This window comes from Limnohabitans sp. (assembly GCF_046052825.1).
Classification (GTDB): domain Bacteria; phylum Pseudomonadota; class Gammaproteobacteria; order Burkholderiales; family Burkholderiaceae_C; genus Limnohabitans.
In genome coordinates this window covers 14,243-36,473 of the sequence record NZ_JAVLFP010000069.1, presented here as the reverse complement: position 1 = coordinate 36,473, position 22,231 = coordinate 14,243, and the positions used below count along the sequence as shown (strand labels likewise).

Sequence of the window (22,231 nt, the reverse complement as noted above, 5' to 3'; positions counted from 1 at the left end):
GCCATGACTCCGCCCTCAAGCCAAAGCCTGTTGCAAAAACGCGCAGGTGCGTTCACGCGCCAAGGCCACATCCGCCGCCGCGCCACGGGTGTAAAACCCGTGGTTCGCACCTGGGTAGACGTGCATGGCCACCGAGGGCTGAAGATGCAGTGCATCGGCAATGGCTTGGCGCCCAGCTTCTGGCACGTAAGGGTCATGGTCGCCAAAGTGCAGCATCAGCGGGCAGCGCAAGGTTGAGGCAAATTGCAACTGAGTTTCAATGCCAACGCCGTAAAACGACACCGCAGCATCCACGGCTGCGTTTGCAGCGGCAAGGTAAGCCAATTTGCCACCCAAGCACATCCCGGCCACGGCCACCCGCCCGGCAAAGTCAGGCAGCGCACGAATATGCTGGGCCGTGCTGGCGATGTCGGTCAACCCATCGCTGTCTGGGTAATCATGAAGGTAGCCCATGGCTTTGGCGATGTCGTCTTTGCTGTGTGACAAGCTGATGCCAGGCTCGAAACGCCAAAACAAATCGGGCGCATAGGCCAAGTAACCGTCCTCGGCAAAACGGTCAGCGACCGCGCGGATATGAGGAGTGACACCAAAAATTTCTTGCAGCACGATCACTGCGTGACCATTAGGCTGCGCGGGCACACTCACATAAGAATCAAAGTGCTGGCCATGACCCGCGTCAATGCTGTCGTTGCGTGATCTCATGCATCCTCCTAATGGGTGTAACGGCCATTGAGCACTTCGCGTGCAATGGAACTTTTGTGAATTTCCACCGTGCCATAGCCAATAGACATGCCCCGAACATCACGGAAATAGCGCTCGTAGGGATATTCTTCTGACAAACCATAAGCACCCGCCAACTGCATGGCTTCGTTCGTCACCCTCACGGCCATTTGGTTGACAAAGGCCTTGGTGATGGAGGTGTCCACGATGCTGGGCCGCCCTTGGTCCACCCGTTGTGCCGCGTTGTACAAAAGGGCTCGCGCAGCTTCTATGTCCATGGCCATGTCTGCCAATTTCCATTGCAAACCTTGGTTCTCTGACAAGGGTTTGCCAAACTGCTGCCGCTCTTTGACATGGGTGGTGATGTGCTCGAATGCCGCTTGCGCCACCCCCAAGCACACCGGCGGGTTGCCGGTGATGCGGTCGGCATCCAGCACGCCCAGCAGTTCACGCATGCGTCCGGCTTCAAGCAGCAAGTTGCCGGCGGGAATACGGCAGTTTTCAAACACCAACTCAGCCATGCCCGTGCCACGCAAGCCCAGCAAATCGAGGTGTTTTCCAATCGTGAAACCAGGCGTGTCGCGATGTACCAAGACCGCACCCATGCCCTTCATGCCAGGATCGTTCGTCAAACGCACCCACACCAAGAACAGGTCAGAGACCTGCGCACCTGTGCACCACAGCTTGCTGCCGTTGATGACAAAGTCATCGCCCTCTCGCACCGCGCGGGTTTGCACATTGCCTACATCTGAACCCGCATTGGCTTCAGACATGCTCCAAGCGGTCAACAACTCTGCGCGCACAATGGCCGGCAAATAGGCTTGCTTTTGTGCCTCGCTGCCCAGCGCCAAGATGGCGCGAGGCGTGGCTCCGTCGGTACACGAATACAAAATTGCCGTGTTGGCGCAGTAGCGGGCAATTTGCTCGACCACCAACACGTTCTCCATCACCCCCAAACCAGCGCCGCCATATTGGTCGGGCATGAACAAACCGGTGTAGCCCATCTCAGCCAATGGCTTGAGGTTTTCCACCGGGGCTTGGTAATGTTTGTCGGCTTTGGCCGCGTTGGGGCCAAATTTGTCGCGCGCCAAGTCGCGCACGCTGTCGCGGATCAGGCGTTGTTCTTCGGTCAGTCCGTGGTCTTTCATCTGGGCATTGCTCCAATCAAGGGCTTACGTTCTGACATGCGCAGAGCACTCTTCTTCGGTGCGCTCCCATATTTCCCGCGCCAGCGGATTGCGCAACTCTTCGGCCAGGTGACCCACGATGCCGATCGTGCGGCCAATCACAGCCAAACCGCGGCACAACTTCCAAGGAATGCCCAACTCCGACGACAAAGCACCAATCGCCCCGGTGGCATTGATGGGTAGCTGACCAGGTTTGCCCAGGGCACGCTCCGCAGACAAGGCCACATGCTTCATCAATTCAACGTACTTGCCGCTCAAACCCTGCTGCTGGGCCAACTCAAACAAGCGCGGCGTGCGTGGATCAATCGGTTTGTGCAAGTTGTGACCGATCCCTGGAATGGGTGTCCGTGTCGCCATGTGGCGCTGAACAATGGCTTCGGCCATGGCTGGCAACTCGTGCATCGGTGTGTCGGCAGCATCACCCGATAAAGCCTCTTGCAACAATCGGGCTGAACCTTCGGCAGTGCCTGCAAACGTGGTGCCCATGCCGAGAATGCCTGCGGCCACTGCGCCTTGCAACGACTCAGGTGCACCCATGTAGGTCAAGCGCGAGGCAATCACCATCGGCGTCATGCCATGCTCTACCAACGTGGAGAGCAACGCATTGAACACCACCGACTCGCCTGGCGTTGGCAAACGGCTTTGAATCTCTAAAAAGGCAAAGTCACCTAAGTTGAGTTTGCCCAAAATGTCGCCTGTCAAACTCATGCCTTTGACAGTGATGCTGGTGGCATTGCTCCAGCCCATGTCGGACTGAAGGTTTTTTCTTTTTCGGCTCACGTGGTCTCCTGGCTTGCATGTCCGACGGACACGTCAATCCAGCGTAATGTAGGAAGACCAGGTCATGCGCGCAATCGATGGCGCGCATAGTTCACATCAGCATTACGAATGCACAAGCACCCTGACGCGCATCACCCCAACGCCACACGCATGTCGTCGATCACCTGCTTGTAGTCAGGCTTGCCAAAAATCGCACTGCCCGCCACAAAGGTGTCGGCACCTGCATCGGCGACGCGACGGATGTTGTCGGCCTTGATGCCACCATCCACTTCTAGACGAATGTCACGGCCACTGGCATCGATCAGCTTGCGCGCTTGTTCCACCTTGCGCAGAGCTGAGTCGATGAAGCTCTGGCCACCAAAGCCCGGGTTGACGCTCATGATCAGAATCAAATCAATCTCATCCATCGTCCAGTTCAGCACGTCCAGCGGCTCGGCGGGGTTGAACACCAAACCGGCCTTCACGCCACGGGCCTTGATGGCCTGCACACTGCGGTGCACATGGGCGCTCGCGTCGGGGTGAAAACTGATCAAGTCGGCCCCTGCGTCGGCAAAGGACGCGGCCAGTGCATCGACCGGTGAAATCATCAGGTGCACATCGATCGGCACCGCCACACCGGCAGCGGTTTTGGCATGCGGCTTCAAGGCTTGGCAAATCATGGGCCCAAACGTCAGATTGGGCACGTAGTGGTTGTCCATCACATCAAAGTGAATCCAGTCCGCGCCTGCAGCGATGACATGCTTCACTTCTTCGCCTAACCGGGCAAAGTCGGCCGACAAGATGGAGGGTGCAATGCGAAAAGTGGGACGGGTGCTGTTCATAGGGCGATTATTTCATCCAAAATCACCGCCATGCCCAGCTACCAATTCAAAGTGGATGTCCATCCGCAATACCTGCCCGAACAATCCGAACCCGAAGCCGGTGTGTTTGTGTTCGCCTACACCATCACGATCACCAACACAGGCAGCATCGCGGCACAACTGATCTCGCGCACCTGGAACATCAACGACGCCAACGGCGTGCACGAAAAAGTGCGCGGCCTGGGCGTGGTGGGCCACCAGCCCTTGCTCAAACCCGGCGAGTCGTTCGAGTACACCAGCGGCAGCCACTTGCGCACGCCCACGGGCACCATGCACGGCAGCTACTTCTGTGTGGCCGAAGATGGCGAGAAGTTTGATGTGGACATCCCCATGTTCGTGCTCGACGCCTTGAGCGCCGACCCCAGCCAACGCCGCTTGCATTGATCGCGCATGGGCGAATTCGACCTGATTGAACGCTACTTCAAGCGCCCAGCACACCAAGCGGTGTTGGGCGTGGGCGACGACTGCGCCCTGCTGCTGCCTACCCCCGGCATGCACCTGGCTGTGTCGAGCGACATGCTGGTGGAAGGGCGCCACTTTGTGTCGACCGTTGACCCAGAGCGCCTGGGCCACAAAGCGCTGGCCGTCAACCTGAGCGACCTGGCCGCCTGCGGCGCCGAGCCGCGTGCCTTCACCCTGGCCTTGTCTTTGCCACGCGTGGACGAAGCCTGGCTGGCGGGGTTTTCGAGGGGCTTGCTGCGCTTGGCTGACGCGCATGGGTGCGAACTGGTGGGGGGCGACACCACCCAAGGACCCTTGAACATCTGCATCACCGTGATGGGCGACGTGCCACCCGGCGATGCGCTGTTGCGCCACAACGCCCAAGTGGGTGACGACATTTACATCAGCGGCACCGTGGGCGATGCGCGCTTGGCGCTTGAGGTGTTTCGCGGCACACAGTCGCTGGATGCAGCAGGTCTGGAACAAGCGCGTCTGCGCATGGAGCAACCCACCCCACGCGTGGCCTTGGGGCTGGCCTTGCGCGCCGTGGCCAACGCCGCCATCGACATCAGCGATGGACTGCTGGGCGACCTGGGCCACATCCTCAAACGCTCACGCGTGGGCGCACAGATCGACACCCACTGGCTGCAAAGCGGGTCCAGCTTTGGTGACGGTCAAGCAGCGGGCATCACGCCCTTGCTGGCGGCTTTGCCCTGGAACAAGCGCCTGGAGTTTGCCTTGGCGGGCGGTGACGACTACGAGCTGTGCTTCACCGCCCCCGTGAACCAACGCGAGATGGTGCACGCCGCCGCGTGGGAGAGCGACACGCCCGTCACCCGCATTGGCCGCATCACCGAGGCCTCCGGCCTGGTGCTGCTCGACCCCCAAGGCCAGCCCATCACGCGTCGCTTTGCGTCGTTTGACCACTTCGCTTAAGGACTCGCATGCTCAACCGCCGCTTCTTACTCGACCACCCCGCCCACCTGATTGCCCTGGGCTTTGGCGCAGGCCTGAGCCGCTTTGCGCCTGGCACCGTCGGCACCCTGTGGGCTTGGGCCGCTTTTTTGATCTTGCAACGTTGGCTGTCGCCTCTGGAGATGGGCCTGCTGATCGCTGTGTCTTTGGTGGTGGGATGGTGGGCCTGCACCGTGTGCGCACGGCACATGGGCGTGCCAGATCCGGGTTCGATTGTGTGGGACGAGGTGGTCGCCTTTTGGCTCATCTTGTGGCTGGTGACGCCCACCACCTTTTGGGGCCAGTTTGGCGCCTTCGTGCTGTTTCGCTTTTTCGATGCAGTCAAGCCCGGTCCGGTCCGATGGGCTGACAAGCAATTCAAAGGCTTTGGTTGGCGTGGCGGATGGGGCATCATGTTTGACGACCTGGTGGCCGCGTTTTGCACGCTGCTGGTGATCGCTTTGTGGAGGTTTTGATGACACACGACAACACACCCCCTTTGGCAGAACAACTCGCCAGCGCCTTGCTGCAACACGGTTGGATGTTGGCCACCGCCGAGAGTTGCACCGGCGGCATGATTGCCGCGCGCTGCACCGACTTGGCCGGATCTAGCCAGTGGCTGGAGCGCGGCTTTGTGAGTTACTCCAACGAGGCCAAGCACGACATGCTGGGCGTCGACCCCGCCTTGATTGCCCAGCACGGCGCGGTCAGCGCCGAGGTGGCTCAGGCCATGGCCTTGGGCGCGCTGCGCCACTCGCAAGCGCAGGTGTCCTTGGCAGTGACAGGGGTCGCGGGGCCAACAGGTGGTTCCAAAGACAAACCCGTGGGCACCGTGTGGTTTGCTTGGGCCCTGCCCAGCGACAACGGCCCCACCTTGGGCGCCGAAACCGCGTGGGTCAAAACCGAATGCGTGCATTTCAACGGCGACCGCGCCTCCGTGCGCGAGGCCACGCTGCAACACGCCCTGGCCACCTTGCTGCACTGGCTGCAGCACCACTGAAACACCAACCTTCGCCTTACGGCAGCAGCGCCGGAAAGCTGCGCGCCACCGCCACGCCCAAGCGCGCCATGCGGTTGCGCAGGGTCAGCACCGCCTTGTCTTTGCTGATGAGTTGCGCGGTGTGCGCAGCAGCCAAGTCAATGAACTTTTGATCGTCGGCGTCTTTGCAGACAAACTGCGCCTTGGCCGCAATCGGCACCAGCTGGGCATGCGCGTCGAAGCGGCTCAAGATGTGCTCGGCGGTGATGTCGCTGACGGTCATGCGCGCCACGATGTGGGTGTAGGCCAACACGCGCGCCAACTCGTCGCGCATGACCTGCGTGGCCAGCCAGCGCACCGTCTTGTCGCCAAGCGCCGCACGCAACGCAGGCGTGGCCGGGTCTTGGTAGAGCCACAAGTCCAGCACGATGTTGGTGTCGAGCACCACACACACAGGCGTCGTGGCAAGAGGCCTCACTTGAGACAGCTGCGCACTCATGCCTGGGGCGGCTCGCTGCCCTCTGCAGGCTTGTTGCGCATGGAGCCGGCACGCAAATCGAAGCGAAACATGCGGCACTCGATGGGGCCGTTCCACATGGGCACGCGGCGTGATTCTTTGAAGCGCATGCGCCCAGGCAACTTGAGGTCGGGGGTCAACATCCAGGCGGTCCAACCGGGGTAGTTCTTTTTCCAGTGGCTCGCAAGCTGGCTGAAAAAATCGCCACCGTCTTCGGTTTGCGTGATCTCACGCGCGCCAAAGCGGGGGGTGTCTAGGCGCGCACCGTCCGGTGCCTCGTCGTCCATCACATCTTCATAGGGCGACACGTACGCGGTAGGCGGCGCATAACGGGCACGACGCGCAGCACCCGCAATACCCGCGGCCTCAATGCGTTCGCCATACGGTGGGTTGACCAACATCACGCCGGGCAGGTCAGAGGGCGGCATGCGTTGCAGCGCATCGCCACCGCGCAGTTCCACCGCATGGGCCACACCGGCACGCTCGGCATTGCGCTGCGCAAAGTCAACCATGCGAAACGCCACATCGCTGCCAAACACAGGCGCACGCGGCGCACATTGTTGGCCTCGTGCGTTTTCCAACAAGCCTTGCCAAACATGGGGCTGAAACGGCACCAGCTTTTCAAAGCCAAAGCGGCGCATGGAGCCCGGCGCAATGTTGCAGGCAATTTGCGCGGCCTCAATGGCGATGGTGCCGCTGCCGCAGCACGGGTCATACAAAGGCACGCCCTGCGCACACCAACCGTCGGGGTTGGCGGGGGTGCCGTCGCCCTGGCTCCAGCCACTGGCCGCCAACATGGCTGCGGCCAAGGTTTCTTTCAACGGGGCGTCGCCTTTGTCGGCGCGCCAGCCACGCTTGAACAAGGGCTCGCCCGAGGTGTCGATGTAGAGGGTGAGCTCGTCGGTGGTCAGGTGGGCGTAGATGCGTGAATCGGGCCAACGGGTGTCCACATCGGGGCGCACACCGCTTTTGTTGCGGAAGCGGTCGGCCACCGCGTCTTTGATTTTGAGCGCGGCAAAGTTCAGGCTCTTGAGCGGGCTGTGCTGCGCCGTGATTTCGATCTTGAAGCTCTGCTTGGGGCTGAACCACAACTCCCACGCCACGTTGGAGGCGGCGTTGTACAGGTCTTGTTCCGAGCGGTATTGGGTGTACGACAGCTCCACCAACACCCGCTGCGCCAAACGGCTGTGCAGGTTGAGCAGCATGGCGTCGCGCCACGAACCGCGCACCATCACGCCAGCACGAAAAGCACGCAAGTCGTCTGCCCCGATGCCGGTGATGCGTTGCACTTCGGTGGCCAGATACGTTTCTACGCCTGCGGCGCACGGTAAAAAGAGATGGAGTTGGTTCATGGTGATCCGTTCAAAGCCAACCCTGCGGCCAAAGCCATGCAGGGCAGCTGGACTTGGTGTTTACAGCGCCTTGCGCAACGTGGTCGGCGCAATCCGCAGCGCCTCGCGGTACTTGGCCACGGTGCGACGTGCGCATTCAATGCCTTGCTCTTTGAGCATCTCGGACAACTGGTTGTCGGACAACGGTTTCTTGGGGTTTTCGCTGGCCACAAATTGTTTGATGAGCGCGCGCACTGCCGTGCTCGACGCGTTGTTGCCACTGTCTGTTTCCAGACCCGACCCAAAAAAGTACTTCAACTCGAAGGTGCCAAACGGCGTGTTCATGTACTTGTTGGTGGTCACACGGCTGATGGTGGACTCGTGCAGCCCCAGCTCCTCGGCAATCTCACGCAGCACCATGGGACGCATGGCGAGTTCGCCGTGGATGAAGAAGTTTTTCTGCCGCTCGGCGATGGCGTTGCTCACCCGCAAGATGGTGTCAAAGCGCTGCTGGATGTTTTTGATGAACCAGCGCGCCTCTTGCAGCCGCTGCTGCAGGCCTTGGTGCGCTTCGCCCTTGCCACCCTTCAAGGCGTTGGCATAGATGTCGTGCACACGCAGGCGTGGCATCACGTCGGGGTTGAGCATGACGCGAAATTTCGGCGTGGCCGATTTGCCAATGCGCGTCACCAAGACATCGGGCACCACCACATGGCGTTCCACGTCGGCAAAACGCCGACCCGGTTTGGGTTCGAGCCGAGCGATCAGCGGAATGGCGGCTTTGATGTGCGCTTCGCTGTCGCCCAAGGCAATCATCAAACGTTTGATGTCGCGCTTGGCCAACAACTCCAGCGGTTGCTGGCACATGCGCAAAGCCACCGCACACACGGTTTGCGCTTCTTCGCCTTGAGGCTTTAAGGCCTTGAGCTGCAAGCACAAACACTCGGCCAAATCGCGCGCGCCCACGCCCACGGGTTCTAGGCTTTGCAGCAAGTGCAGCGCCACTTGAAAGCGGTGCTCCAACTCTTCCAGCTGCTCTTCGTCGTCGCCCGCCAAACCTTCGGCCAAGCTGCGCAGCGAGTCCTCCAGGTAGCCGTCGTCGTTGAGGTTTTCAATCAGGTAGCGCAGGGCCGATCGGTCGGTTTCGCTCAAGCGCAATGACAGGGCTTGACGGTGCAAGTGCGACGCCAAAGACTCTTGGCTGCGCGCCAGCTCGGTGGCGTCGGCCGCATCGTCCCCGCCGGTGTTGTTGTGCGCAGGGGCGTCCCCGCCCCACTCGGAGTCATCGGCGGAAAACTCCACGCTGCCGTCGCCCTCCCAGCTTTCAGCCACGCCGTCCACACTGGGCTCGGTGTCGCTGGCGGTGTTGTCGACCGTGATTTCCGACACGGTGTCCATGGCCGCCATCTCGCGCGTCGGCTCGGCATCGTCGGCAGAGGCAGGTGTGTCGGCCTGGGCCACGCCAAATTCTTCGCGTGGCGCTTCTTCAAACTCTTTGTCGAGAAACGGGTTCTCGTCGAGCATTTGCTCAATCTCTTGGCTCAGCTCCAGCGTGGACAGCTGCAGCAAGCGAATCGACTGCTGCAACTGCGGCGTCAAGGCCAGATGCTGGGAGACGCGTAGAGAGAGACCTTGCTTCATAGGGTGGGTGCGAGGGCGATGGCTACATGCGGAAGTGTTCACCGAGATAGACGCGACGCACATCGGCGTTCTCGACTATCTCGGTGGGCGTGCCTTGGGCCAGCACACGGCCATCGCTGATGATGCAGGCGTGGTCGCAAATGCCCAGCGTCTCGCGCACGTTGTGGTCGGTGATCAACACCCCCATGCCACGTGCTTTCAAAAAACCAATGATGCGTTGAATTTCGATCACAGCAATCGGATCGATGCCGGCAAACGGCTCATCCAGCAAGATGAAGCGTGGCTGGGTGGCCAAGGCGCGGGCAATTTCCACCCGGCGACGCTCTCCCCCCGACAGAGCCACGGAGGGTGACATGCGCAAGTGCTCAACCCGCAACTCTTGCAGCAACGAAGTCAGGCGGCGGTCGATCTCCGCCTCGCTCAGCGGTTTACCCTGGTCGTCGTGCTGCAACTCCAACACGGCGCGCACGTTGTCTTGCACATTGAGCTTGCGAAAAATCGAGGCCTCTTGCGGCAAATAGCTCAAGCCCAAACGCGAACGAAGGTGGATCGGCAAATGGGTCACGGGTTGACCATCGATGGTGATGCTGCCGGCATCGGCCCGCACCAGCCCCACGATCATGTAAAACGAGGTCGTCTTGCCGGCGCCATTGGGGCCCAGCAATCCCACCACTTCGCCTTTTTTCACAGAGATGGACACGTCGTGCACCACCTTGCGGCTGCCATAGGCTTTTTGCAAATGCTGGGCTTCCAGGCAACTCACGTTCGCATCGGGGGCAAGCGTTGGGTTGGGGGTCACCATCACTTGTTGTCCGTCGTTGTGCTGCGCGGCGCCAAGGTGGCACGCACCCGACCGCCGGTCGGCTTGCCCGTCTCGCCCGCCTTTTGGCCGTCGATGGTGAACAGTTCGGAGAGGTTGTTGTAGACGATGCGCTTGCCCGCCCACTGGTCGGCCAACACCGCGCCACGGTAGCGGCGCACTTCGGCTTGGTCGTTCAAGATGACTTGGTCGGCCCGTCCGTCGTAATCGATGCGCAGGGCTTCGCCTTCAATGAACTCGTCCACACCTTCGCGTTTTTGCCGAAAGAAAGAGCGCTTGTTGGGCTCGGGCAAGATCAAACCAAACTGGTAGCCGTCAGGATCTTGGCGAATTTCTATGCGGTCACCCCGCATCTGCATCGAGCCCTTGGTCAGCACCGCGCGACCTTTGAAGACGCTGATTTGCTTGAGCTCATCGTGCACCAAACTGTCCGCTTCGATGTTGAAGGGTTTGTCTCGGTCGGCTTTTTCTGCGTACGCTGCCGCTGGCACACAAGCCATGAGAACAACCAACGAGAAAGAAGCGAATGAAGTCAAGGCACGAATATTGCTGTTAAATAACGGTGGATTCTAACCACCCGCAATGCTCGGTCTTGCAGCGATTCAACGGCTCGAACGGGCTTGCGCAATCAGGGACTCGGTGACTTGCAACGCACGCTCCATCGTGCCGGTCAAGCCGCCGTCGGTGTAGTAGCGCCCGGCAATGCCCAGTGCAGGCACGCCTTGGACCTTGAAGCCCTCTTGCAGCTGCGTGGCACGGCGGGCTTTGGTGGCCACGCCAAAGCTGTTGAAAGTCTCGGTGAACTTGGCAGCAGGAATGCCGTTTTTGTCAGCCCATGCAGACAAGGTTGCCAAGGTGTTGAGTGCTTGACGCTCGGTGTGAATGGCATGGAACAGCTTGCCGTGCATGACCTCCACCAGGTTCAGCGTTTCAAACACGTAGTAGGCGCGTTGCTGCGCTTCAAAGTCATCACGGAAACGCACGGGCACGCGCTTGACCACCACGTCTTTGGGCAGGGCTTTGAGCCAGGCCGCAAAGCGCGGCTCGAAGGCGTTGCAGTGCGGGCAGCTGTACCAAAAGAACTCGATGACTTCAATTTTGCCTTCGCCTGCCTCGGTGGGCACACGCTTGTCCAAGGCCAAAAAGTCAATGCCCTCTTCAGGCTTCTTGCCCTGGGCATGGGCGAGCCCAGTCAGCCCCGACGTTGCGGCAGCCCATGCGGCTAAAGAAAAGTCACGACGTTTCATACACACCTCAGATCAAAGAATTAACGCTGAACACGCACCATGGCAGAGTCCAAATGGGAGGCTTCCAGCTTCACGCGCACGCGCTCGGCATCGGCCTTTGTTTCTAGCGGGCCCACGCGCACACGGTACACGGTGCGGCCGCCCTGGTCACGCTCGCTCACTTTGGCATCCAAGCCCAGCAAACCCAGCTTGGCGCGTTGCGCTTCGGCCTCGTCGCTGGTGCGAAACGCGCCAGCTTGAACAAAGTAAATGAAAGGGTCGCCCCCCACCACGGCAGGCTTGAATTCGGCCGCTTTGCCGTCGGGGGTTTTGACGTCCACTGGCTTGGGGTCTGCGGCCTTGGCTTTGGCCAAGTCGCCCAAGGGGTCTGCACTCTTGGGATCGACCTTGGTGGCAGCATCTGGCTTGGCATCCACCTTGGGGGCAGGCGCAGGGACGGGCAGCTCAGACTTGGCCTCAGGCGCATCTGTTTTGTCCAAAGGCTTGGCCGGGTTCTTGCCGTACAAGGGGGCGTTGGGGTCCCAGTCCTTGTTCTTCTTGTCTTCAGCGGCATCTTGATCCGCGCTGCGCCCCTGGCCTTTGTTCATGAACGGAATGGGCACTTTGGTGACGTACACCGCCACCCCAAGCGCCACGGCCAAGCCCACCACCAAACCGATGATGAACCCCACCAAGGTTCCGCCGCGTTGCTGTTTCATGTTTGTCATCTCCGAGCTCGTGCCGCCGATTTACATGCTGCTGGGTGCCGACACACCCAGCACCTTCAGGCCATTGTGCAGCACCTGGGCGGTGGCCGCGACCAAGGCCAAGCGTGCTTTTTTGACCGCCTCGTCGTCCACCAAAATGCGCTCGGCGTCGTAGTAGCTGTGGTAGCTGGCGGCCAAGTCACGCAGGTAAAAGGTCACGTCGTGGGGCGCAAAGTCATGGGCCGCCGCACTCAGCATGTCGGGGTACTTGGCCAGCAACAACATCAGGGCTTGGGCTTGTGGGCTGTCAAGCGCAGACAAGTCCACGTCTTGGAGCTGCGCCGCGTCGCCGCCATCTTTGTCAGCCCACGCGCGCAGCACCGAACAAATGCGCGCATGCGCATACTGCACGTAGTACACCGGGTTGTCGTTGTTCTTCGTCACCGCCAGGTCCACGTCAAAGGTGTACTCGGTGTCGGGTTTGCGTGAGAGCAAGAAGAAACGCACCGCGTCTTTGCTGGTCCACTCGATCAAGTCGCGCAACGTCACATAACTGCCGGCGCGTTTGGAAATTTTCACCTCTTCACCGCCACGCATCACGCGCACCATGGTGTGCAACACGTAGTCGGGGTAGCCCTCGGGAATGCCCAGGCCATCCACCGACGAAGCAGCTTGCAAGCCCGCACGCACGCGGGCGATGGTGCCGTGGTGGTCGGTGCCCTGGATGTTGACCACCTTGGTAAAACCGCGCTCCCACTTGGCCAAGTGGTAGGCCACATCGGGCACAAAGTAGGTGTAGCTGCCGTCGGACTTGCGCATCACGCGGTCTTTGTCGTCGCCGTAGTCGGTGCTCTTGAGCCACAACGCGCCGTCTTGCTCGTAGGTTTTGCCAGCGGCTTGCAGTTTTTGCACTGCGTTGTCCACGCGGCCACTGGTGTACAGGCTGCTCTCCAAATAATAGTTGTCGAACTTGACCTCAAAGGCCTTCAAGTCCAGGTCTTGCTCGTGGCGCAAATAGGCCACCGCAAATTGACGCATGCCATCGAGGTCGTTGACGTCGCCGCTGCCCGTGAATTCGCGGTCGTCTGAGGTGACGGTCTTCTTGGCCAAAAAGTCAGCCGCGATGTCGGCAATGTAGTCCCCGTTGTAGGCTGGGGCGTTCTCGCCGCTGGGCCACTGTGCGTCTCCGGGCTTGAAGCCTTGGGCGCGCAGCTGTGTGCTGGTGGCCAAGGTGTTGATCTGCACGCCCGCGTCGTTGTAATAAAACTCGCGGTACACGTTGAAGCCCTGGGTGGCAAACAAGTTGCAAATGGCGTCACCCAAGGCTGCTTGCCGGCCGTGGCCCACATGCAAAGGGCCGGTGGGATTGGCAGAGACAAACTCCACCAACACGCGCTGGCCATTGCTGGGCTGAAAGCCAAAACATTCCTTGGCTGCCAACACCTCGCGCACCACCTGTTGTTTGGCCGAGGGCTTGAGGCGGATGTTGATGAAACCGGGGCCGGCAATTTCAATGTCTTGCACCCACTGCTGGTAAGCGGGTGCGGCCAACAAGGCCTCGCGCAGCTGCTCCCCCAACTGACGGGGGTTGAGCTTGAGGGGCTTGGCCAGTTGCATGGCGGCGGTGATGGCGAAGTCGCCATGGGCCGCCACTTTGGGCGATTCAAAAGCGGCCTTGTTGCCGGAGCCGGGCAACAAACCATCGAGGGCTTGGCTCAAAGCGGCCAGCAATTCTTGTTTGACGAGGAGCATGCATGGATTTTACGGGTCACCCCGGTATTTTTTTGGCATGATCTACCCATGCACCAGCCCCATGCCCTCCCAAGCCCTGACCGTTTCCAATACACCCCCACGCTGAGTTGCGTGATGCCGGCCTACAACGAGGGGCAAAACTTGGGAAGTTTGGTGCCGCAAGTGCTCTCAGCGCTGCAAGGGCTGAGCTCTCAGGTGGAACTTGTGCTCATCAACGACGGCAGCCGCGACAACACGGCGCAAGTGATTCAAGCCCTGTGTGCGGCCCACCCGCAGGTGGTGGGCATCAACCTGTCGCGCAACTTTGGCAAGGAAGCGGCGTTGATGGCCGGCGTGGATGCCGCACGCGGTGAGGTGGTGGTGCTGATGGACTCCGACGGCCAGCACCCGGTGTCGTTGGTGGCGGACATGTTGCAACGCTGGCGCGAAGGTTCGGACGTGGTGTACGCCATACGCCGCACACGCGACGACCAATCGGCCTTGCACGCAGGGTTGACGGGCATGTTCTACAAGCTCATCAACATGGGCAACCGCGTGAAGATTCCCCCTCATGCCGGCGACTTTCGCTTGATGGACCGCCAGGTGGTGGATGCCCTCAAGGCCCTGCCCGAACGCAACCGCTTCATGAAGGGCTTGTACGCCTGGGTGGGCTTTGCCAGCACGGCGATTGACTACGAGCCGCTGCCACGCGTTGCGGGCGAAAGCAGTTTTGGCTTGCGGGGCTCGTTTGCGCTGGCACTCACCGGGGTACTGGCGTTTTCGATTGCGCCCCTGCGCGCATTGACCCTGGTGGGCTTGCTGTTGGCCACCCTGGCCATGGGCTATGGCGCGTGGGTGGTCGGGGAGTACTTTTTGTGGGGCATCAATGTGCCCGGCTATGCCACCTTGGTGGTGGGGCTGATGTTTTTCAGCGGCATCCAACTCCTGTCGATTGGCGTGCTGGCCGAATACGTGGGCCGCATTTACGAAGAGGTGAAGCAACGGCCGATGTATTTGGTGCAACAACGTTGGGGCGCCGGCTTGGCCTTCACCTCGCCCAAAGCACCTGTCCCACCCGATGTGCCGGTGGACGACGAAGTGGCCGTGTAAGACCCCCATGAGCAATTGGCGCACAGGGTTTTGGTTTGTGCTGGTGGGCGCCAGCGCGGCCTTCACACACTTGGCCGTGTTTGCTTTGACCGAGCCTCATCTGTGGCCCGAAGTGGCCAACGCGGTGGGCTTTGGGGTGGCGTTTGGCGTGAGCTTTGCTGGGCACCGCTGGTTGAGTTTTCAAGATGCCGGCACCTCGTTGTGGCAAAGTTTTCGCCGTTTTGCCATCACCGCACTGGTGGGCTTTGCTGCCAATGAACTGGTCTTTGTGGTGTTGCTGCGCGGCTTGGGGCTGCCGTCGTTTTTAGCGCTGTTTTTGGCCCTGGTGCTGGCATCGGCCCAAACCTTTGTGCTCAGCCGCTTGTGGGCTTTCCGACGTGGCACTTGATGCGGCTGCGGTGCTGCGGTACAGCGACCATGCCTGTCCCCCCAACACCAAGTCAAACCCGGCGTGATTTTGTAAATTCAAACGGGCCGAGCCGTTGGGCGCCAGCACCCAGGCCCCCGCTTGCTGCTTCAAGGTCTCCAAGCGACTCAAGGGTTGCAACACACGCGCGGCTTGGGCATCAAAGTTTGCGCCCTCAAACAACTCGCGCCGCCAGTTGTCACCGGCTGTGCGGCGCAAGGTGTCCCAGTCTTGCAGCACTTCGACGGGGTGCTGAAGCTGCGCGTAAAACGGCAAGTCATACGGGTAGTCGTCCAACACCGCCACCACATCGGTTGGCGTGATGAGACAGCCCAGCGCTGCGGCGACATCGGCGCTGCTGCGCTTGTGGGTGTAGCGAGCGGCCACGAAGTTGGCCCCCAAGGCCAAAGCCAGCGCCAGCCCCACCAGCACAGCAAAGACCTGCCGGCCCCATGCACCTGTCGCCCAATGCTGCTGCCACCAGAGGGCCGCCAGCACCGCCAACGGCGGGATCACCGGCAAGGCATACCCAATCAATTTGGAATTGGGAATGGAGAAAAACACCAAAATGGCCAACGCCCAAATCCAGCACAACGAGATCCAAGGGCCTTGGGTCAAAGCGGCTTGGCTCAGCGACTCCCCCAAAGGTGCGGACGCAGGCGACGCCCTGCGGTGCAACTTGTCGCGCGCATACGCTTGCACACGCTGCCAGCCGTCGGCCGCAGCAAAAAACACCCAAGGAAACAGCAGCACCACCACCGCCACGCCATAAAACCACCAGGGGTGGGCGTTGTTGAACGTGGTGGCGGTGTAACGGCCAAATTGGTGGGTGCCAAACATGTAAGCCAGCATGTCAGGGTGCACCTGCGCTGCCAACACAAACCAAGGCAGCGCCACAGCCACAAACAACAACACACCGCTGACCCAGGGCAGCGCCCAAACTTTGCGCCACTGCCAAGTCCACACCACCCACAAGGTCAGCACCAAGCCGGGCAGCAGCAAGCCAATCAAGCCCTTGCTCAACACGCCCAACGCACACGCGACAAACCCTGCACGCGCCCAGGTGGCATGCACGCCATTGGGATGCAACAAGGCGCGGGCAAAACACCAAATGGCCACGCCCATCCAAGTCGCCACCATCATGTCGTGGTTCACATATTGACCGCCCACCAAAAAGGCCAGGCTGCTGCCCAACATCCAGGCCGCTCGACGGGCGGTGGCGGCATTTGCGAAGTGGCGCACGCAGTGCCACATCAAGCCCCACATCAGACAGGCATGCAGGGCCACCACCGAACGCGCCGCCCAGGGCGTTGCACCAAACACCTGCATCGACATGGCCTCCAGCCAATAGAGCAAGGGGGGCTTGTGGAAGAAAGGCACGCCGTCCAAGCGTGGCGTCAACCAGTCACCGCTGACCCACATCCACCGACCCACGTCTGCGTAACGCCCCTCGTCGGGCAACGCCAAAGGGCGCAAGGCCGCCAAAACCAGCAGCAAGGCGGGCAATAGCCATAAAGCCCAGCGAGCGCCCAGCGAACGTTTGGGGGCGGGGCCACCTGGGGTGGCTGAGGGATCCATCGCGTGATTCAAGTTTGTTTCCAAGGTTCGCTGCCGCGCACCAAGCGCACGCCCGCATCGCGCAGGTCTTGCACAAAGTCGTGGCTGGCCAAATACGCAAATTCGCGGGCACGGGCAGGGCCAATCTCGTCATCGGCAGCCGCCGACGAGGCCGGATGGCACATGATGAGCGCAGCTTGATCGGCCACGGGCACATCCAGCAACCAGCGTTGCATGCGCTGGCGGTAATCGTCCAGGCTGCCGTCAAAGCCATACGCGCCCAACAAAGGGGCAACGCAAGGCCAATCGTGTTGTTGCGCCCAAGCCTGCAACGCATGGGCGCCCATGGCGGTGATGACTTGCGCTTTCAAACCCACCTGCGCGACACGCGAGACACGCAACCAAGGCCTGGGTTGTTGAGCGCCATAGCGCTGCACCAGCACGTCACACAGCGTCTCACGCAGTCCGGCAAATTGCTGCACATGTTGGTGACCGTCCACATGGTCAGGCGGGGCTTGCCAATGCATTTCAAAGGCGTCTAGCTGACGCTGTATCGCATCGCGCACATCGGCACCCCGAAAGCCGCCAGTCCACGAGCGCCACATCACCGCACCCAAGCTGCGGCCAAAGCCCGCGTGTTGCGCAAAGGTGCTGGTCCAGTCCAAGTGCAAGCCCACATCGACGCAGTCACGCAACTCGCGCAGAGCAGGCGCGTCTTCGGCCCAGCGCGGCGAGAAAGACATGACACTGGTGGCGCTCAGGCGCCCCAACACGCACAGTGCCACGATGCCCTGCGACGTGGGGGCGTTGACCGCATAGTCGTCGGCACACACCACCACGGACTTGGTCCAGGCCGATGCCGTCATGCCGCGCCCCCCCAGTAATCGGCTTGGGCATAGCGGTCTTTGATGAAGTCAATCCACAAACGCAAACGCAAGGGCAAGTGTTTGCGCTGCGAGAACACGGCGTAAATGCCGTTGGCCGGGGCCGCAAAAGCGTCCAACACGGACACCAATTGCCCACTGTTGATTTGCGCCGCCACCTCCCAGGTGCTGCGCCAAGCAATGCCGTGTCCACCCAAGCACCAGTCGTGCAACACCTGACCATCCGAGCAATCCATGCGCCCTGCCGGACGCAGATGGATGACCTCGTGCGCGCCCGCTGCCGTGGGCACACGGAACGCCCAGCCCTTGGTTTGTGAGGCATCGCTGGACAGCGTCAAGCAGCGCAAGCGCATCAAGTCGTTGGGGGTTTGGGGCGTGCCATGGCGTTTTAAAAATTCAGGGGTGGCCACACACAAGCGGCGGTTGTCGGCCAAGCGCACGCTGACCAAGGAAGAGTCCGGCAAATCGCCCACGCGCACCGCGCAGTCCAAGCCCTCAGCGGCCAAATCCACCACGCGGTCGCTCAGGTTGAGCGACACCGTGACCTCTGGATGGGCGCTGCAAAACTGGGGCACCAGCGGGGCCACATGGCGTCGCCCAAATCCTGCCGGGGCGGTGATGCGCAAGTGTCCACTGGCTTGGAGGCCACCGGCACTCACGCTGGCCTCGGCGTTGGCCACATCGGCCAACAGGCGTTGGCAGTCTTCCAGAAAGGCCGTGCCTTCGTGGGTGAGTGAGATGCGACGGGTGGTGCGGACCAACAACTTGACACCCAAATGCGACTCGAGCCCGTCCAGCCGCCGTCCGATGATGGCAGGGGCTACGCCCTCGGCATGCGCTGCCGCGGTCAGACTGCCCTTTTGCGCCACCGACACAAAGGACTCAAAGGCTTTGAGTTTGTCCATGGGACGATTATCCACGGGGGTGCCTCACCTAAACTCGCCGCATGCAACACACGCCTCGCGCCAACTCAGCCCCCTGGATCGCCCGCATCGGTGCCCCACTCGAACATCTGTTTCCGGCATGGTTTGCCCTGGTGATGGGCTGGACTGGACTGGCGCAAGCTTGGCTGCGTGGCAGCGACTTGCTGGGCGACATGGCACTGGGCCTGGCCTTGGTGGCCGGTGGTTTTGCGGCGCTGATTTTTAGCCTGTTGTGCTTGGCCAGTGTGTGGCGCGTGAAACTGCACCTGCATGCGGTGATCAAAGACTTGCAGCACCCGATCCGTCATGCCTTCATGGCCACCTTTCCGGTGTCGGTGATTTTGTTGGCCGCCTTGGGCGCGTCCTTGTTTCAAGACACCCACCCCACCCTCGAATTGGCCTTGGCTTGGTTTTGGTGTGCCGGTTCGCTGTTGGAGTTTGTGGCCACCGTGTGGGTCATCAGCCGCTGGCTGCGTCCGCAAGCTGAAGGCGGTTTGCAGTGGTCCGCGCTGACGCCCGCGCTGTTCATTCCGGTGGTGGGCAATGTGCTCGCGCCCTTGGGCGGTGTGCCGCTGGGGTTCGAGTCTTGGGCCACGGCCCAGTTTGGCATTGGCTTGTTGCTGTGGCCGATTTTGCAAACCTTGCTGTTCGTGCGCTGGGGACAAGTGGGGCCTTTGCCAGCCAAACTCAGCCCCACCTTGTTCATCTGCGTGGCACCACCGTCTGCCGTGGGCTTGAGCCTGCTGGTGATGCAAGCACCCGCGCCATTGGCCTGGGCGGCGTGGGGCATGGCCTTGTTCTTTTTGGCCTTGACCCTGACCCAGTTGGGGCCCATGCGTGCCCAACCATTTGGCATGTCGTTTTGGGGCATGAGCTTTCCATTGGCCGCCTTCAGCGCCCTGACCCTGCGCTTGGCCAGCACCGCTGAGGGCGCTTGGTTGCAGCTGCCCGCGCTGGGCATGCTGGCCCTGACGTCGCTGGTGATCTTGGGCCTGACCCTGGGCACTTGGCGCGGTTTGCGCAACGGCCGCTTGCTGGTGGCCGACGCGTGATGGCTGAGGTGCCTGATTAGCGGCGTATTTGTCAGGGCAACCCCACCCTTTGCGCGTGCAATTGGGCGTGCGGCATACCCTAAGATTCGCACTGGTATTTGCACCGATGTCTTTGATCCAAAATTTCCCCTTTTGATTCATCCAGAGAGAACGACCCATGAGCCAACACGCCACCCCACGCACACAGGTGCACAGCCTGCACGTTGCCAGCAACCTGCACCAGTTCATCAACAGCCAAGTGCTGCCCGGCACGGGCGTGAGCGTCGAGAATTTTTGGCGCGGCTTTGACGCCATCGTGCAAGACCTGGCCCCCAAAAACATCGCCTTGCTGGCCGAACGTGACCGCCTGCAAACCGAGCTCGATGCCTGGCACAGCCAACACCCCGGCCCGATCAAAAACATGAAGGCCTACCGCGCCTTCCTGGAAAAAATTGGCTACCTGGTGCCCGTGCCTGCCAAAGTCAAAGCCACCACGAAAAACGTGGACGCCGAACTGGCCTTGCAAGCCGGCCCCCAGTTGGTGGTGCCCGTGCTGAACGCGCGCTATGCGCTGAACGCGGCCAACGCGCGTTGGGGCTCGCTGTACGACGCCCTGTATGGCACCGACGCCATCTCTGAAGCCAACGGCGCCGAAAAAGGCAAGGGCTACAACCCCGTGCGTGGCGCCAAAGTGATTGAGTACGCACGTCATGTGCTGGACCGCACCGCCCCTTTGAAGAGCGGCTCGCACATCGACTCCACGGGCTACGCCGTGGTGAATGGCGCGTTGGCAGTGACGTTGAAAAACGGCAAGACCACCTCGCTGGCCAAAGCCGCTCAACTGGTGGGCTACCAAGGTGATGCCGCCGCGCCGTCGTCGGTGCTGTTGCAGCACAACGGCTTGCACCTGGACCTGCAAATCAACCGCCACACCGCCATTGGCGCCAGCGATGCCGCCGGCGTGAGCGACTTGGTGGTGGAAGCCGCTTTGTCCACCATCCTCGACCTGGAAGACTCGGTGGCCGTGGTGGATGCTGACGACAAAGTGCTGGCCTACGGCAACTGGTTGGGCATTGTCAAAGGCACGCTGACCGAGGCCGTGGAGAAAAACGGCAAAACCTTCACCCGTGGCTTGAACGCCGACCGCGTGTACACCGGCACCAAAGGTCAGCCCATCACGCTGCATGGCCGCTCGCTGCTGTTCTTGCGCAACGTGGGTCACCTCATGACCAACCCCGCCATCCTCTACACCGGCCAAGACGGCCAAGTGCACGAGATCCCTGAAGGCATCCTGGACGCCGTGGTCACCACCGCCATCGCACTGCACGACCTGCAAGGCCAAGGTGCCAACGGCATTCGCAACTCGCGCACCGGCTCGGTCTACATCGTCAAACCCAAGATGCACGGCCCCGCAGAAGTGGGTTTTGCTGCCGAACTGTTTGGTCGCGTGGAAAAGGTCTTGGGCTTGGCCGACAGCACCGTCAAGCTGGGCATCATGGACGAAGAACGTCGCACCAGCGTGAACCTGAAAGCCTGTATCGCCGCTGCGGCCAGCCGCGTGGCCTTCATCAACACCGGCTTTCTGGATCGCACGGGCGATGAAATGCACACCGCCATGTTGGCCGGCCCCATGCTGCGCAAAGGCGACATGAAGACCACCCCGTGGATTCAGGCCTACGAAAAGAACAACGTGCTGGTGGGCTTGTCATGCGGCTTGCGCGGCAAGGCACAAATCGGCAAAGGCATGTGGGCCATGCCCGACCTGATGGCCGCCATGCTGCAACAAAAAATTGCCCATCCCAAAGCCGGTGCCAACACCGCCTGGGTGCCCAGCCCCACCGCTGCCGTGCTGCATGCCATGCACTACCACCAGGTCAAGGTCAGCGATGTGCAAAAAGAGATGGAAAAGATCGACGCCGACGGTCAACGCGACGCCTTGCTCAACGACTTGCTGCAAGTGCCCGTGGTCGCGAAGCCAAAGTGGAAAGACGCCGAGAAACAAGAAGAGCTCGACAACAACGCCCAAGGCATCTTGGGCTATGTGGTGCGCTGGATTGACCAAGGCGTGGGCTGCTCCAAAGTGCCCGACATCCACAACGTGGGGTTGATGGAAGACCGCGCCACCTTGCGCATCTCCAGCCAGCACATGGCGAACTGGCTGCACCACGGCGTGGTGACCAAGGCCCAGGTGAACGCCACCTTCAAGCGCATGGCCAAGGTGGTGGACAAGCAAAACAAAGGCGACCCGCTGTACAAAAACATGGCGGGCAACTTTGCCACCTCTGCGGCTTACCAAGCCGCTGTTGACTTGGTGTTCAAAGGCAAAGCCCAACCCAGCGGCTACACCGAACCCTTGCTGCATGCTTGGCGTTTGAAGGTGAAGGCAGGGACCGCTTAAAAGCAGGTACACCACGGCACCCCACAAA

At 61.1% G+C, this 22,231-nt stretch carries 23 protein-coding genes; 8 read left to right on the top strand and 15 right to left on the bottom strand.

Features of this window, described 5'->3' with window-relative positions; all coding sequences use genetic code 11:
- Positions 1-15 precede the first annotated feature (15 nt).
- From ACKWJN_RS12065 to rpe, 4 genes are all read right to left on the bottom strand, one after another.
- Positions 16-702, bottom strand: a complete 687-nt coding sequence (locus ACKWJN_RS12065; RefSeq protein ID WP_408597238.1) for a dienelactone hydrolase family protein — start codon at positions 700-702, stop codon at positions 16-18.
- An 8-nt stretch (positions 703-710) separates the two neighbouring features.
- Positions 711-1,868 (bottom strand): acyl-CoA dehydrogenase family protein, encoded by a 1,158-nt coding sequence (locus tag ACKWJN_RS12060; protein WP_408597236.1) that lies wholly within the window; start codon positions 1,866-1,868, stop codon positions 711-713.
- 24 nt (positions 1,869-1,892) lie between these two features.
- Positions 1,893-2,687: a citryl-CoA lyase gene (locus ACKWJN_RS12055; RefSeq protein ID WP_408597235.1), complete on the bottom strand. Its 795-nt coding sequence runs from the start codon at positions 2,685-2,687 to the stop codon at positions 1,893-1,895.
- A 131-nt stretch (positions 2,688-2,818) separates the two neighbouring features.
- On the bottom strand, positions 2,819-3,508 hold the full coding sequence (rpe, locus tag ACKWJN_RS12050; RefSeq protein WP_408597233.1) for a ribulose-phosphate 3-epimerase: 690 nt from the start codon (positions 3,506-3,508) through the stop codon (positions 2,819-2,821).
- A gap of 30 nt (positions 3,509-3,538) precedes the next feature.
- Here rpe and apaG point away from each other — a divergent pair, with 30 nt between their 5' ends.
- From apaG to ACKWJN_RS12030, 4 genes are read left to right on the top strand one after another with little or no spacing between them, the layout of a single operon-like run.
- A complete protein-coding gene (gene apaG, locus ACKWJN_RS12045) occupies positions 3,539-3,931 on the top strand; it encodes a Co2+/Mg2+ efflux protein ApaG (protein WP_408597231.1) in 393 nt (130 codons plus the stop codon).
- Between the two features lie 6 nt (positions 3,932-3,937).
- Entirely contained in the window at positions 3,938-4,924 is a 987-nt protein-coding gene (thiL, locus tag ACKWJN_RS12040) for a thiamine-phosphate kinase (RefSeq protein WP_408597229.1), read from the top strand.
- An 8-nt stretch (positions 4,925-4,932) separates the two neighbouring features.
- Positions 4,933-5,418, top strand: a complete 486-nt coding sequence (locus tag ACKWJN_RS12035; protein ID WP_408597227.1) for a phosphatidylglycerophosphatase A — start codon at positions 4,933-4,935, stop codon at positions 5,416-5,418.
- On the top strand, positions 5,418-5,942 hold the full coding sequence (locus ACKWJN_RS12030; protein WP_408597225.1) for a CinA family protein: 525 nt from the start codon (positions 5,418-5,420) through the stop codon (positions 5,940-5,942). The genes ACKWJN_RS12035 and ACKWJN_RS12030 overlap by 1 nt, the downstream gene beginning before the upstream one ends.
- A gap of 16 nt (positions 5,943-5,958) precedes the next feature.
- Here the strand turns inward: ACKWJN_RS12030 and ACKWJN_RS12025 are convergent, their stop codons facing one another.
- The 8 genes from ACKWJN_RS12025 to argS all read right to left on the bottom strand — a co-directional run bounded on the left by ACKWJN_RS12025 (position 5,959) and on the right by argS (position 13,915).
- Entirely contained in the window at positions 5,959-6,420 is a 462-nt protein-coding gene (locus ACKWJN_RS12025) for a putative toxin-antitoxin system toxin component, PIN family (protein WP_408597223.1), read from the bottom strand.
- Positions 6,417-7,790, bottom strand: a complete 1,374-nt coding sequence (locus ACKWJN_RS12020) for a class I SAM-dependent RNA methyltransferase (RefSeq protein WP_408597221.1) — start codon at positions 7,788-7,790, stop codon at positions 6,417-6,419. Before ACKWJN_RS12020 ends, ACKWJN_RS12025 begins: the two co-directional genes overlap by 4 nt.
- Positions 7,791-7,850: 60 nt before the next feature.
- Positions 7,851-9,410 (bottom strand): RNA polymerase factor sigma-54, encoded by a 1,560-nt coding sequence (locus ACKWJN_RS12015; RefSeq protein WP_408597220.1) that lies wholly within the window; start codon positions 9,408-9,410, stop codon positions 7,851-7,853.
- A 22-nt stretch (positions 9,411-9,432) separates the two neighbouring features.
- Complete coding sequence (gene lptB / locus ACKWJN_RS12010) at positions 9,433-10,212, bottom strand: LPS export ABC transporter ATP-binding protein (RefSeq protein ID WP_408597218.1); 780 nt, start codon at positions 10,210-10,212, stop codon at positions 9,433-9,435.
- Positions 10,212-10,730 carry a lipopolysaccharide transport periplasmic protein LptA gene (lptA, locus tag ACKWJN_RS12005; RefSeq protein ID WP_408597216.1) on the bottom strand — a complete coding sequence of 173 codons (519 nt, stop codon included), beginning with the start codon at positions 10,728-10,730 and terminating at the stop codon, positions 10,212-10,214. Before lptA ends, lptB begins: the two co-directional genes overlap by 1 nt.
- Positions 10,731-10,832: 102 nt before the next feature.
- Positions 10,833-11,477, bottom strand: coding sequence for a thiol:disulfide interchange protein DsbA/DsbL (locus tag ACKWJN_RS12000; RefSeq protein ID WP_408597214.1), 645 nt, complete (start codon positions 11,475-11,477; stop codon positions 10,833-10,835).
- 20 nt (positions 11,478-11,497) lie between these two features.
- Positions 11,498-12,175, bottom strand: a complete 678-nt coding sequence (locus tag ACKWJN_RS11995; RefSeq protein WP_408597212.1) for an SPOR domain-containing protein — start codon at positions 12,173-12,175, stop codon at positions 11,498-11,500.
- Between the two features lie 30 nt (positions 12,176-12,205).
- Positions 12,206-13,915: an arginine--tRNA ligase gene (argS, locus tag ACKWJN_RS11990; protein ID WP_408597210.1), complete on the bottom strand. Its 1,710-nt coding sequence runs from the start codon at positions 13,913-13,915 to the stop codon at positions 12,206-12,208.
- Positions 13,916-13,963: 48 nt separating this feature from the next.
- On the opposite strand from argS, the gene ACKWJN_RS11985 reads away from it, so the two are divergent.
- Positions 13,964-15,004, top strand: coding sequence for a glycosyltransferase family 2 protein (locus ACKWJN_RS11985; protein ID WP_408597208.1), 1,041 nt, complete (start codon positions 13,964-13,966; stop codon positions 15,002-15,004).
- Between the two features lie 7 nt (positions 15,005-15,011).
- Positions 15,012-15,392, top strand: a complete 381-nt coding sequence (locus ACKWJN_RS11980) for a GtrA family protein (protein ID WP_408597206.1) — start codon at positions 15,012-15,014, stop codon at positions 15,390-15,392.
- On the opposite strand, the gene ACKWJN_RS11975 is transcribed toward ACKWJN_RS11980, so the two are convergent.
- Genes ACKWJN_RS11975 through ACKWJN_RS11965 form a run of 3 tightly spaced genes read right to left on the bottom strand, consistent with a single transcriptional unit; the run spans position 15,309 to position 18,756 of the window.
- Complete coding sequence (locus tag ACKWJN_RS11975) at positions 15,309-16,988, bottom strand: ArnT family glycosyltransferase (RefSeq protein WP_408597204.1); 1,680 nt, start codon at positions 16,986-16,988, stop codon at positions 15,309-15,311. The two genes, ACKWJN_RS11980 and ACKWJN_RS11975, sit on opposite strands and share 84 nt — an antisense overlap.
- Before the next feature lie 8 nt (positions 16,989-16,996).
- Entirely contained in the window at positions 16,997-17,833 is an 837-nt protein-coding gene (locus ACKWJN_RS11970) for a ChbG/HpnK family deacetylase (RefSeq protein ID WP_408597202.1), read from the bottom strand.
- The gene (locus tag ACKWJN_RS11965) at positions 17,830-18,756 is read right to left on the bottom strand and encodes a LysR family transcriptional regulator (protein ID WP_408597200.1); all 927 of its coding nucleotides are present in this window, start codon (positions 18,754-18,756) and stop codon (positions 17,830-17,832) included. The genes ACKWJN_RS11970 and ACKWJN_RS11965 overlap by 4 nt, the downstream gene beginning before the upstream one ends.
- A gap of 41 nt (positions 18,757-18,797) precedes the next feature.
- On the opposite strand from ACKWJN_RS11965, the gene ACKWJN_RS11960 reads away from it, so the two are divergent.
- Positions 18,798-19,826: an SLAC1 anion channel family protein gene (locus tag ACKWJN_RS11960; protein ID WP_408597198.1), complete on the top strand. Its 1,029-nt coding sequence runs from the start codon at positions 18,798-18,800 to the stop codon at positions 19,824-19,826.
- A 157-nt stretch (positions 19,827-19,983) separates the two neighbouring features.
- Positions 19,984-22,203, top strand: a complete 2,220-nt coding sequence (locus ACKWJN_RS11955; protein WP_408597197.1) for a malate synthase G — start codon at positions 19,984-19,986, stop codon at positions 22,201-22,203.
- The last annotated feature ends 28 nt before the right edge of the window (positions 22,204-22,231 follow it).